Below are 11901 nucleotides of genomic sequence, written 5' to 3' on the forward strand. Positions count from 1 at the left end.
GCGCAGGCGAAATCCGCCTTTCGGCGCGGTTCGAGGGGGTGCGCTGCGTGCAGCGCCCCTAGTCGGGCAGCGCGCAACCGGCCTGCCCGGCGAAGAGGCGTATCGCGCGCCGCGCGTCGTCGAGGGTGATGCTGCCGCCGGCGACGATGTGCAGCCCGTAGGCGTCTTCGAGCGCGACGAGGTTCATGGCGGTGTCGTCGAGCGGCCCGGTGAGCGAGAAGACCCCGCTCTCGACGCCCTCGGCGAGGATGCCGCGATAGAGGTCGAGCTGCTCGAGGTAGAGCCGCTGCACGAGCTCGTCGTGCAGCGGCGACTTGCCGGCGAGCACGTCGAACTCGTAGAGCAGTCGCATGAGGGCGTCGTCCGGCCCCTCGGGCAACCCGGCCTCGATCGCCGTCGCGAGCTTCGCCGCGGCGCCCTCCTGCTGCGCGACGAGTTGCGCGCGCTCCGAGCCGACGCGCTCCATGCCGGCGGCGTGGGCTTCGACGAGGATCGCCTCGAGGTCGTCGTAGTAGTAGAGCAGCGCACCGCGAGTGACGCCGGCCTGGTTGGCGACGTCGGTCAGCGAGAGGTTGCGCAGGCCGTGCTCGGCGGCTGCGGCGAGCGCGGCGTCGACCACTTCGCGTCGGCGCTGCTTCTGGGTGCTGGGGCGTGCCATGCCTGCCAGTATGCCAGGCCCGGGCGGGGTTCCTCGGCTCGATACAAGGCTCTGGCGATCGAGTTTCTTGACATTTGAGTAAATTAATTTACTCTGGAGTGAAAGAACTCGTCAGTGAGGCCGTGACGACACCGGCCGAGCCGAACAGGCAGGAGATGACATGGCCGTCGACACCCTCTTCACCGGTGGTAGGATCCGCACCTTCGACCCCGAGCAGCCCTGGGCCGAGGCCCTCGGGATCACCGGGGACCGGATCAGCTACGTAGGATCCGCCGCAGACGCTCCCGCCGCCCGCCGCACCGTGCAGCTCGAGGGTCGACTGCTCACCCCCGGCGTCGCAGACACCCACAACCACCTGCTGCTGGGCTTCGACGACCTCGCGGTCAGCCTCGACCAGGTGACGAGCCTCGACGTCGTGCGCGCCCGCATCGCCGAGTTCGCCGAGACCCACCCCGAACTCGAGTGGATCTGCGCCGAGAACGCGCTCTACTCCGTCGTCGAGGGCCGCCGCCCCAACGCCGACGACCTCGTGGGCGTCACCGACAAGCCCGTCTTCATCACCACGTACGACCAGCACTCCGTCTGGCTCAACCGGCCCGCGCTCGCGAAGCTCGGCATCCTGAACGGCGGAGACATCGCTTGGGGCAACCCCGAGATCGACGCGACCACGGGCGACCCCACCGGCTGGGTCACCGACTTCTACACGAGCGCCATGACGATCGACGGTCTGGCGGAGCTGCAGCGCGACATCCCCATGTACTCGCCCGATCGCCGCTACGCGAAGATCGCGAACAGCCTGGACATGGCGGCGCGCTTCGGCATCACGACCGTCGTCGAACCGCAGGTGCCGCTCGCCGAGCTCGACCTCTTCGCCCGCGCCGAGCGCGAGGGACGCCTCACGAGCCGCACGATCGCGGCCATCTACCACCCGGTCGGCGCCGACGGCGACTTCCGCGCCCGCATCACCGAGGCGATCCGCGAGACGCCCCAGCACGAGCGCTTCAAGCTCGGCCCCGTCAAGCTCTACGCCGACGACGTGATCGAGCCCCACACCGCCGCGATGCTGCAGGACTACGCCAACCGCCCCGGGCACCGCGGCCACACGAGCCTCGAGCCGACCGAGTTCACCAAGCTCTTCATCGAGCTCGACCGTCTCGGCTACCAGGTGCACACGCACGCGACCGGCGACTGGGGGATTCAGCTCACCCTCGACTCGATCGAGGCCGCGCAGCGCGCCAACGGACGCGTCGACACCCGCCACGGCATCGTGCACGTCGAGTGCCTCGCCCCCGAGGATCTCCCGCGCTTCCGCGATCTCGGCGTCGTCGCCGCGATGCAGCCGCGCCACGCGTCCCCCGATCTCGTCGCCGGGACCTGGATGGAGAACGTGGGGGAGGCCCGCTGGGATCGCGCCTGGCGCTTCCGCTCCATGATCGAGTCGGGTGCGCGCGTCACCTTCTCGAGCGACTGGCAGGTCGGCGAGATGGATCCGCTCGTGGGCGTCTACAGCGCGATGACCCGCGCGGGCCTGGACGGGTCGCAGGCGTGGACGCAGGGCGAGCGCGTCGGGCTCGACGCCACGCTCGAGGCGTACACGAAGGGCGGCGCGGATGCGTTCCACCACGAGAACGCGCTCGGCATGCTGCGCGAGGGCTACCTGGCCGACGTGGTGGTGTGGTCGGGCGACCTCTACGGCATGGAGCCCGCCGAGATCCTCGAGCAGCGAGCGGACCTCACGGTCGTCGGCGGAGCCGCGATCCACGACGTACGGGGCGAGCTCGGCGGTGCGGAGGCCGCGGCGAACGTGCAGGATCCGGCCGGCGCCGGGCAGAGCTGCACCGAGCCCGACGACAGCCACCACTGCCACAGCCACTGATCCAACCCCGTCATCTCGCGGCCGCGGATCGCACGATCCGCACCGGTCGGGATCCTGCGATTCCGACCCGGTGACGTCGGCGCGGGATGACGGATAACCCCACGAAGAAGTGAAGGAACCCATGTCAAGCCTCCCCTCCCGCACCGGCGTCGCCGCCGGTGATGATCAGATCGCGCACGCGATCACCCACGAGCCCGGTCAGCTCAAGCGCACGCTGAAGCTGCGGCACCTGGTCTTCATCGGCCTCGCCTACATGGCGCCGATGGCCGTGTTCGACATGTTCGGCATCGTCTCCGACGAGACGGACGGCCACGTGCCGCTCGCCTATCTCGTGGTGATGATCGCGGTGCTGTTCACCGCGTTCAGCTACTCCCGGATGGTGCGGATCTTCCCGATCGCCGGCTCGGCGTACACCTACGTCAAGGAGGCGATCAACGCCCACCTCGGCTTCATGGTGGGGTGGGCCGCGACGCTCGACTACCTGCTGCTGCCGATGATCAACGCGATCCTGTCGGCCATCTACATGGGAGCGGTGTTCCCGGACGTGCCGTTCTGGGTGTGGGTGCTGCTGACGGTCGGGATCTGCACCGTGCTCAACCTGGTCGGCGTGAAGCTGGCCGCGAGCATGAACGTGCTCCTCGTGCTCATCCAGCTGGTCGTCGCGGTGCTCTTCGTGATCTTCACCGTGATCAACATCAACAGCGGGGCGAACGGCGCCGAGTACACGATCCGGCCGTTCCTCGAGCCGGGGATGCACACGGCGTCGATCGCGGCCGGCGCGGCACTGCTGGCGCTGTCGTTCCTCGGGTTCGACGCGGTCTCGACGCTCGCGGAGGAGGCGGAGCGGCCCACGAAGGACATCCCGCGCGCCATCTTCATGATCGTGCTCGTGGCCGGAGCCTTCTTCATGACCGTGACCTACCTCATGCAGACGCTCTTCCCCGATGTCTCCCAGCTCGGCGACATCGTCGGCGCCTCGCCCGAGATGGCCAAGTACGTCGGCGGCGCCGCGTTCCAGGCGATCTTCGTCGGCGGCTACATGATGGCCGTGCTCGGGTGCGGCATCACCCAGCAGATGAGCGCCGCGCGCCTGCTCTACGCGATGGGCCGCGACGGTGCGCTCCCGAAGCGCCTGTTCAGCATGGTCAACCGCGTCGGCGTGCCTGTGGGCAACGTGCTGCTCGTCGGCCTGGTCGCGCTCACGGCCATGTTCGTGGACCTCGATCAGGCCTCCTCGATGATCAACTTCGGCGCCTTCATCGCGTTCATCTTCGTGAACCTGTCGGTGATCTTCACCTTCTTCAAGTTCATGCGTCGCAGGGGGCCGCTGATGTGGATCGGCTACGTCGTCGTGCCCGCGGTGGGCGTGGCGATCAACCTATGGCTGTGGTCGAGCCTCGACCCGACCTCGATGCTGATCGGCGCGGGCTGGGTGGTGCTCGGCTTCGTGTACCTGCTCGTGAAGACGCGCGGGTTCCGGGCACCGGCGCCGGACCTCACGGGGCCGATCAACATCTCGATGTACGAGTAGGGTCGGGGGCGACCCGCCCTCGCCCCCCCACCGTCCGGCGTGGGTCTCCGCTCCAACCGCTAGTCTGAAGACACGCTCTCGGACCGGGCGGAGAAGCCGACATGAAGATCCTTATCGTTGAAGACGACGACCGCGTCTCCGACGCGCTCAGCGCGTTCCTGCACCAGGCGGGGTACACGACCGTCTGCGTGGCGGAGGGCGCTGCGGCGCTGGAGGCCCTCGGCGCCGACACGGAGGTCGTGCTGCTCGACCTGGGGCTGCCCGACATGGACGGCATCGACGTGTGCCGCCGGATCCGCGGTCTTTCGGGCGTGCCGATCATCGTCGCGACGGCGCGCAGCCACGTCGAGGAGCGGATCAAGGGTCTTCACGCCGGCGCCGACGACTTCGTGGTGAAGCCGTACGACGTGCGCGAGCTGGTGGCGCGCATCGAGGCGGTGACCCGTCGCACCCGTCCGCTGCAGGTCGAGTCGGGAGAGGCTGCAGGGATCACGGTCGACGGCGTCCACATCGACTTCATGAGCCGGCTGGTGCTCGTCGACGGAGCGCCCGTCGAGCTCACGCCGAAGGAGTTCGACATCATCGCCGTGCTGGCGCGCTACCCGGGGGTCGTGGTGCCGCGGGATCGCATCATCCGCGAGGTGTGGGGCACCGACTGGAGCGGCTTCAACCGCTCGCTCGAGGTGCACGTCGGCTCGATCCGCCGCAAACTCGACCGGCCCTCGCTCATCGCGACGCTGCGCGGCGTGGGGTATCGATTGACCGGGGTGTGAGACTTGCGCACCCGACTCATCATCGTGTTCCTGGTGCCGATGACGGTGATTCTGCTGGCGCTAGGAGGCGCCTACGCGCTGAGCGTCGCGCGCAGCATTCAGCAGGAGGTCTCGAATCAGCAGCTGGCGGATCTCGGCTACTTCCTCACGGGTGCGCGGCAGTCGCTGCGGGCCGCGAACCCCGCCGTCGTGGAGGGCGAGCTGGAGCGGTACAGCGAGCTCTACGGAACGCGGGTCGCGGTGTTCGACCGCTCGGGCATGCTCTGGGCGGCGGGCGGTATGCGACCGGAGTCCGTGAACGAGGAGATGACGACCCGGATCGGCCTCGCGCTCTCCGGGCGCCGCAGCGATCCGTCGCTGGCGGTGCTGCCCTGGTCCCTCGGCGAGACCGTCATGGTGGAACCGGTGTTCGACGACGGCAATGTGATCGGCGCGGTCATGATCGCGGAGAGCTCGGACGCGCCCCGCGGGGAGATCCTCGCTCACTGGGCGCTGCTGGTCGCGGTGTGCGCGGTCGTCATCGGTCTGCTCGTGTTCGCGGTGTTCAGGCTCGCCCGCTGGGTGCTGCAGCCGATGATGCGGGTGGATCACGCGATGGCCGCGATCGAGCACGGCGAGATGGACGCGAGGATCGCCGACGATACCGGACCGCCCGAGATGCGCCGCATGATCCGGCTCTTCAACCAGATGGCGGAGGAGATCGAGCGGGTGGTGTCGCGGCAGCGGGAGTTCGCGATGAACGCGTCTCACGAGCTGCGCAATCCGCTGGGCGCGCTGCTGATGCGGGTCGAGTACCTGGCGACGGGCCTCGACGAGCGGTGGGAGACCGACGTCGAGAAGACGCGGGAGGAGGGGCGGCGCATGTCGCGGATCCTCGACACGCTGCTGAACATGGCGCGGGCCGGGCAGCAGGACTCGTCGTTCGCCGTCGTCGATCTCGTGGAACTGGTCAGGGGTCGCGTGGCCGCGTGGCGCGAGGTCGCAGCCGAGCGGGGGCTCTCGCTCGTCGTGGACGCGCCGGCGCCCGTGATGAGCGTGACGGATCGCACCTCGGTCGAGAGCGCCCTCGACGCCGTCATCGACAACGCGCTGAAGTTCGCCCCGACGGGTTCGCGGGTCGACGTGGCGGTGGGGAGCGATGCGGAGCGCAGCACCATCTCGGTGCGGGATCGGGGCCCCGGGCTCGAGCCCGAGGAGCTCGAGATGGTGACGAGCCGGTTCTGGCGCAGCGCCCGGGATCAGAACGTGCCGGGCTCGGGGCTCGGTCTCGCGATCGCCACCGACCTGCTCTCGGGGCTGCGGGGCTCGGTCGAGGTCTCCGTGCCCGAGGGCGGCGGGCTCTGCGTCGCGCTTCGTCTGCCGGCGGGTGAGCTGTGATGCGGCGCGGGTCCGTTCGGGGGTTGCGGGGGCCGTTCCGCCGACGGGCGGTGGCGGCTGTCGCCCTAGCCCTGACCGTCATGGCGGCGCTGGGCGGCTGCTCGCCGCAGACCTACGCCGTCGAGGAGCCGCTGCAGATCGCCGGCGGCGGCACGACCGGCGTGTACTACGCCTACGGGGGTCAGCTCGCCGATGCCCTGCACCGGGAGCTCGGGATCGATATCTCGGTCGCCGAGACGCACGGCTCGGTCGACAACCTGCTGCGGGTCGCTTCGGGTGAGGCCCTGCTCGGGTTCGCGCAGGGCGACACCGCGGCGGACGCCGTGAACGGGGCGGGCGCCTTCGAAGAACCTCTGCCGGTCGAGGCGGTGGCCCGGGTGTACGACGAGTACGTGCACGTCGTCGTGCCGGCCGAGTCCGAGGTGGATCGGATCGGCGACCTCGCGGGTCGCCGCGTCTCGCTCGGAGCGCCGAACTCGGGTGTGCAGGTCATCGCGACACGGGTGCTGGGGGCGACGGGGGTCGACCCGGAGACGATCGAGAACCCCGCGCTCGGCCCCGACGCGTCGATCGAGGCGCTGCAGCGGGGCGAGATCGACGCCTTCTTCTGGGTCGGCGGCCTTCCGACTCCCGGAATCGAGCGGTTGGCGAAGGCGATGCCGATCCGCCTGCTCTCGATCGAGGCCGCGGCCGTCGAGCGTGTGAACTCGGGTCACGCGGGCGTCTACCGGCTCGCGGAGTTTCCGATCGGAATATACGGGATCGAGACGCCCACCGTCACCATGACCGTGCCGAACTACCTGGTCACGGCCGAGGACGCTCCGGACGACCTGATCCACGACACCGTGCGCGTGCTCTTCGACTCCCGCAACACGATCGCGGGCAAGGTCGCAACGGCGGAGATCCTCGACCGCAGGCAGGCGATCTTCACGAGCCCGGTCGAGCTGCACCCGGGCGCGGCGCGATACTACATCGAGGCCCGCCGGTAGACGCAGGTTCGCGAACCTCAAGAAACGCTCAAGGCGACGCTCAAGAAAACCTCAAGACGGGTGACGGACCGCGGTGCGCGACCTTATCGTTGGGCCGATCGGTTCAACGATGACCCCCACCTCCCGCCTCGGCAGGACGGCGGTGCACGCTGAACCGCCGGAGCCAGGCTAGACGCCTGCGACGCGCGACCCGCGTCGCGGGCCACGACCAGAGGTGGAGACATGATGAGTGCGAGCGAACCGCTTGTCGTCGTGGAGAACGTGCAGAAGCACTACGGGGAGTTCCAGGCCCTGACCGATATCGATCTCACGGTCGACAGGGGCGAGGTGGTCGTCATCATCGGGCCTTCGGGTTCGGGCAAGTCGACGCTGTGCCGCTCGATCAACAGGCTGGAGACCATCACCAGCGGGTCGATCCGCGTCGACGGCAAGGAGCTGCCCGCCGAGGGGAAGGCGCTCGCGAAGCTGCGGGCCGAGGTCGGCATGGTGTTCCAGTCGTTCAACCTCTTCGCGCACCTGACGATTCTCGAGAACGTGACTCTGGGCCCGATCAAGGTGCGCGGCCTCAGCAAGGCCGATGCCGAGCGCGAGGCGATGGAGCTGCTCACCCGCGTGGGGGTGGAGCAGCAGGCGTCGAAGCTGCCGGCGCAGCTGTCGGGCGGGCAGCAGCAGCGGGTCGCGATCGCTCGATCGCTCGCCATGCACCCGAAGGTCATGCTCTTCGACGAGCCGACCAGCGCCCTGGATCCCGAGATGATCAACGAGGTGCTCGACGTCATGGTCGGTCTCGCGAAGGAGGGGATGACGATGATCGTCGTCACTCACGAGATGGGGTTCGCGCGCAAGGCCGCCGATCGTGTCGTGTTCATGGCCGACGGGCGGATCGTGGAGCAGGCGACCCCCGACGAGTTCTTCACCAACCCGAAGAGCGAGCGCGCCAAGGACTTCCTCTCCAAGCTCATCACCAGCTGATCCGCCCCCACCGGCCCACCCGGTCGGCGTCGGGCGATCCGACAATCCGAACATCCGCAAGATCGAAAGGAACACGCTCATGCGTTTCAAGAAGACCCTAGCGACGCTCGGCTTCCTCGCCGCAGCGGCACTGACCCTGACGGGCTGCAACAGCGGCAGCCCCTCGGCGCCGGCGGGCGGCGACGACGCGCCCGCGGAGACCAGCGAGACGACCCCGTGGGAGGTCGCCGAGGGTGTGACCCTCGAGGGCAGCCCGACCTTCGACAAGATGGAGGAGCGCGGCAAGGTCGTCATCGGCGTCAAGGAGGACCAGCCCGGTCTCGGCTACCTCGACAACGTGACCAACGAGCGCAGCGGCTTCGACATCGACATCGCGCGGTGGATCGCGGCCTCGCTCGGCTTCGACGAGGAGGACATCGAGTACAAGGCGATCGCCTCGGCCAACCGCGAGCAGGCGATCGTGAACGGCGACATCGACTACTACGTCGGCACCTACTCGATCAACGACAAGCGCAAGCAGGACATCGACTTCGCCGGCCCCTACTTCGTGACCGGCCAGGGCCTGCTCGTGAAGAAGGGCGGCGAGGACTACCAGTCGCTCGACGAGCTCGCGGGCAAGACGGTGTGCTCGGCGACCGGCTCCACGCCGATCCAGAACATCAAGGACAACTATCCCGAGATCAAGACCGAGGAGTTCGACCTCTACTCGGCCTGCGTCGAGAGCCTCATCAACGGCCAGGTGGACGCGGTCACCACCGACCAGGCGATCCTCATCGGCTACGCCGCGCAGGATCCCGACAACCTGATGGTCACCACCGGCCCGCTGATGACCGAGGAGCTCTACGGCGTCGGCCTGCCCAAGGGCGACGACGTGCTGCGCGCCCACATCAACGATCTCTTCACCGACGGCGGCACCGTCTGGCAGGAGATCTTCGACAACAACCTCGGCAGCTCCGGCATCAAGGTCGAGCAGCCCGAGGTGGATGCCTACTAACCGATGAGTCGCCCGGGGCGGGCGGCGATCCCGCCGGATCCGCCCGCCCCGGGGTTTCTCGCACACGAGAGGAAGACGCATGGACGTCATCTTCGGCAACCTCGATCTCTGGGGAACCGCGATCAAGAACACCCTGCTGGTGTTCCTCGGGGGCGGTGCGATCGCTCTGGTGCTCGGCATCATCGTCGGGGCCATGCGGGTATCGCCCGTGCCGATCGCGCGGGGCGTGGGCACGGCCTATGTGAACATCATCCGCAACACACCGCTGACCCTCGTGTTCTTCTTCTTCGTGCTCGGATACCCCGCGCTGGGGCTCCCCAAGCTGAGCACGCTGCTGCTCGGGATCCTCGCGATCGGCATCTACACCGCGACTTACGTGGCGGAGGTGCTGCGGGCGGGCATCAACACGGTGCCGGTCGGTCAGGCCGAGGCCGCGCGGGCGATCGGCCTGCCGTTCGGGCAGGTCATGAGCCTGGTGGTGCTGCCGCAGGCCTTCCGCTCGGTCGTGCCGCCCATGATGAGCGTGTTCATCGCGCTGCTGAAGAACACCACGGTCGCCGCCGGGTTCTCGGTCGCCGAGCTCGCCGCGCTGCGCGCGACGATCAACGACGCCGCGGGTCGCCCCGGCAGCCCGATGGAGGTGCTGCTCTGGGTCGCGCTCGTCTTCGTGGTGCTCGTGCTGATCCTGAGCTTCATCCAGAACCGCCTTGAGAAGAAGTGGAGGATCGTGCGATGACTTCCGTGCTGTACGACGTTCCGGGCCCGAGGGCGATCCTGCGCAACCGCCTCATCGCGGTGGCCACGTTCGTGGTCGTCGCCGCTGTGGCCGCGTTCCTCGTGTACCGGCTGGCGCTCTCCGGCCAGTTCTCCGCGACCAAGTGGGGCCTCTTCACCTACACGACCATCTGGGAGCAGATCCTGGGGGCGCTCGGCAAGACGCTCGCTGCGTTCGGGGCGGCCGCGGTCGGCAGCGTGATCCTCGGCTTCGTTCTCGCGATCGGGCGGTTGTCGGATCACCGGTGGGTGCGCGGGCCGTTCATGGGCGTCACCGAGATCTGCAGGGCCGTGCCCGTGCTCGTCATGATGATGCTGCTCTACTACGGCCTGCCCTCGGTCGGTGTGAGGATGGAGCCCTACTGGGCCGTCGTCATCGCGCTCATCGTCTACAACGGCTCGGTGCTCGCCGAGGCGCTCAGGGCCGGTATCGAGGCGCTGCCCCGCGGGCAGAAGGAGGCCGGCTACGCGATCGGCCTGCGCAAGAGCGGCGTCATGCGCCTGATCCTGCTGCCGCAGGCGGTGCGCTCCATGCTCCCCGTCATCGTCGCCCAGCTCGTGGTGACCATGAAGGACACCGCGCTCGGCTTCATCATCACCTACCCCGAACTGCTCTACCTGGCGAAGCAGTTCAGCAGCAACGTGCAGTTCGGCCGCCCGCTGCTGCAGTCCGCGTTCGTCATTGGCGGCATCTACATCGTCATGTGCCTGATCCTCTCGGGGCTCGCGAAGTGGCTCGAGACGCGCATGCGCAAGAACCCGAAGGCCCGGGGAGGTGCGGCGGGGGCCGTGACCGCGACCGTGCCGGTGCAACCGGGGGATCCGCGTCTGCACCAGAGCACCACGACCGAGGTGATCGCCGCGCAGGGGGATGGCCCGCAGGACGGGAGATAGGTTCCGGTCCCTGGCCGGAGGGCGCGGGGCGGGTCTCCGGCCCGCCTGCGCCCTCGTGATCCTGCGCGAGCTCCCCGTCATCCTGCGCGAGCGGAGCGAGTCGCAGGATCCAGCGACTCGTAAGCTCGCGCAGGAGGACGGGGCGGCGGATCCTGCGATGCGGTGCCGGGGCCGCTCCCGACTGTGAAAGGCTGTAATCGTGATCACCGCGAGCGCCCTGCTGCCCCAGGACGCCGACTGGACCGTACTCGTGCTGCTCCTCGCGGCGGCTTTCGCCGCGGGGTGGATCGACGCGGTGGTCGGCGGCGGCGGCCTGCTGCAACTGCCCGCGCTGCTGCTCGTGCCCGGCATCACCCCGGTGCAGGCGCTCGCCACCAACAAGCTGGCGTCGGTGTTCGGCACCGCGACGAGCAGTGCGACCTACTACCGGAAGGTGCGGCCGAGCCTGCGCACGGCCCTGCCCATGGCGGGGATCGCGCTGCTCGGCGCATTCGGCGGCGCCTCGGTCGCGGCGTTCCTGCCCGCGACGCTTTTCAAGCCCATCATCGTGATCGCGCTGGTCGCGGTCGCGCTCATCACGCTCTTCAAGCCCGCCCTCGGCGCCGTCACGCGGCTCAAGTACAGCGGGCGGCGCCACGTGGTCATCGCGGGCGCGACGGGTGCCGCCATCGGGTTCTACGACGGCGTGCTGGGGCCGGGCACCGGCACGTTCCTCGTGATCGCGCTCGTCGGACTGCTCGGGTACGACTTCTTGCAGGCGAGCGCGAAGGCGAAGATCGTCAACTTCGCCACGAACGCCGGCGCGCTGCTCTTCTTCATCCCGCTCGGCGCCGTGCTCTGGCCGCTCGGCCTGCTCATGGGGGCCGCGAACATCGCCGGCAGCTTCCTCGGATCGCGCATGGCGATCGCGGGCGGCGCCCGTTTCGTGCGGGTGCTGTTCCTCGTCGTGGTCGGCGTGCTGATCGTGAAGCTCGGCTTCGACGTCTGGAGCGAGAACGCGGGGTGAGTTCGTGCTAGGCACGCGAAGGGGCTCGGGATCGCGCGATCCCGAGCCCCTTCGCGT

General features: G+C 68.9%; 11 protein-coding genes. 10 read left to right on the forward strand and 1 reads right to left on the reverse strand.

Annotated features, from left to right (window positions below):
- Nucleotides 1–58: 58 nt before the first annotated feature.
- Complete coding sequence (locus KVY00_RS11330) at nt 59–658, reverse strand: TetR/AcrR family transcriptional regulator (RefSeq protein WP_223043056.1); 600 nt, start codon at nt 656–658, stop codon at nt 59–61.
- A gap of 160 nt (nt 659–818) precedes the next feature.
- On the opposite strand from KVY00_RS11330, the gene KVY00_RS11335 reads away from it, so the two are divergent.
- From KVY00_RS11335 to KVY00_RS11380, 10 genes are all read left to right on the forward strand, one after another.
- Entirely contained in the window at nt 819–2534 is a 1716-nt protein-coding gene (locus tag KVY00_RS11335) for an amidohydrolase (RefSeq protein WP_223043057.1), read from the forward strand.
- A gap of 121 nt (nt 2535–2655) precedes the next feature.
- Nucleotides 2656–4065 carry an APC family permease gene (locus KVY00_RS11340; protein WP_223043058.1) on the forward strand — a complete coding sequence of 470 codons (1410 nt, stop codon included), beginning with the start codon at nt 2656–2658 and terminating at the stop codon, nt 4063–4065.
- 101 nt (nt 4066–4166) lie between these two features.
- Nucleotides 4167–4838 (forward strand): response regulator transcription factor, encoded by a 672-nt coding sequence (locus KVY00_RS11345; protein WP_223043059.1) that lies wholly within the window; start codon nt 4167–4169, stop codon nt 4836–4838.
- Nucleotides 4839–4841: 3 nt separating this feature from the next.
- On the forward strand, nt 4842–6215 hold the full coding sequence (locus KVY00_RS11350) for a sensor histidine kinase (RefSeq protein WP_223043060.1): 1374 nt from the start codon (nt 4842–4844) through the stop codon (nt 6213–6215).
- Nucleotides 6215–7204 carry a TAXI family TRAP transporter solute-binding subunit gene (locus KVY00_RS11355; protein ID WP_223043061.1) on the forward strand — a complete coding sequence of 330 codons (990 nt, stop codon included), beginning with the start codon at nt 6215–6217 and terminating at the stop codon, nt 7202–7204. The genes KVY00_RS11350 and KVY00_RS11355 overlap by 1 nt, the downstream gene beginning before the upstream one ends.
- Before the next feature lie 225 nt (nt 7205–7429).
- Entirely contained in the window at nt 7430–8176 is a 747-nt protein-coding gene (locus KVY00_RS11360; protein WP_223045297.1) for an amino acid ABC transporter ATP-binding protein, read from the forward strand.
- Nucleotides 8177–8255: 79 nt separating this feature from the next.
- On the forward strand, nt 8256–9170 hold the full coding sequence (locus KVY00_RS11365; protein ID WP_223043062.1) for a glutamate ABC transporter substrate-binding protein: 915 nt from the start codon (nt 8256–8258) through the stop codon (nt 9168–9170).
- Nucleotides 9171–9249: 79 nt separating this feature from the next.
- Nucleotides 9250–9906 (forward strand): amino acid ABC transporter permease, encoded by a 657-nt coding sequence (locus KVY00_RS11370; RefSeq protein ID WP_223043063.1) that lies wholly within the window; start codon nt 9250–9252, stop codon nt 9904–9906.
- Nucleotides 9903–10838, forward strand: coding sequence for an amino acid ABC transporter permease (locus tag KVY00_RS11375; RefSeq protein ID WP_223043064.1), 936 nt, complete (start codon nt 9903–9905; stop codon nt 10836–10838). Before KVY00_RS11370 ends, KVY00_RS11375 begins: the two co-directional genes overlap by 4 nt.
- A 199-nt stretch (nt 10839–11037) precedes the next feature.
- Nucleotides 11038–11844, forward strand: a complete 807-nt coding sequence (locus KVY00_RS11380) for a sulfite exporter TauE/SafE family protein (RefSeq protein ID WP_255572617.1) — start codon at nt 11038–11040, stop codon at nt 11842–11844.
- The last annotated feature ends 57 nt before the right edge of the window (nt 11845–11901 follow it).

This window comes from Leucobacter tenebrionis (assembly GCF_019884725.1).
Classification (GTDB): Bacteria; Actinomycetota; Actinomycetes; order Actinomycetales; family Microbacteriaceae; genus Leucobacter; species Leucobacter tenebrionis.

Excerpts from the sequence above, each read along its gene's own strand:
- KVY00_RS11360 (WP_223045297.1), top strand. The coding sequence starts at position 7,430 with ATGAGTGCGAGCGAACCGCTTGTCGTCGTGGAGAACGTGCAGAAGCAC.
- KVY00_RS11335 (WP_223043057.1), top strand. The coding sequence starts at position 819 with ATGGCCGTCGACACCCTCTTCACCGGTGGTAGGATCCGCACCTTCGAC.
- KVY00_RS11355 (WP_223043061.1), top strand. The coding sequence starts at position 6,215 with ATGCGGCGCGGGTCCGTTCGGGGGTTGCGGGGGCCGTTCCGCCGACGG.
- KVY00_RS11345 (WP_223043059.1), top strand. The coding sequence starts at position 4,167 with ATGAAGATCCTTATCGTTGAAGACGACGACCGCGTCTCCGACGCGCTC.
- KVY00_RS11370 (WP_223043063.1), top strand. The coding sequence starts at position 9,250 with ATGGACGTCATCTTCGGCAACCTCGATCTCTGGGGAACCGCGATCAAG.
- KVY00_RS11375 (WP_223043064.1), top strand. The coding sequence starts at position 9,903 with ATGACTTCCGTGCTGTACGACGTTCCGGGCCCGAGGGCGATCCTGCGC.
- KVY00_RS11365 (WP_223043062.1), top strand. The coding sequence starts at position 8,256 with ATGCGTTTCAAGAAGACCCTAGCGACGCTCGGCTTCCTCGCCGCAGCG.
- KVY00_RS11330 (WP_223043056.1), bottom strand. The coding sequence starts at position 658 with ATGGCACGCCCCAGCACCCAGAAGCAGCGCCGACGCGAAGTGGTCGAC.
- KVY00_RS11340 (WP_223043058.1), top strand. The coding sequence starts at position 2,656 with ATGTCAAGCCTCCCCTCCCGCACCGGCGTCGCCGCCGGTGATGATCAG.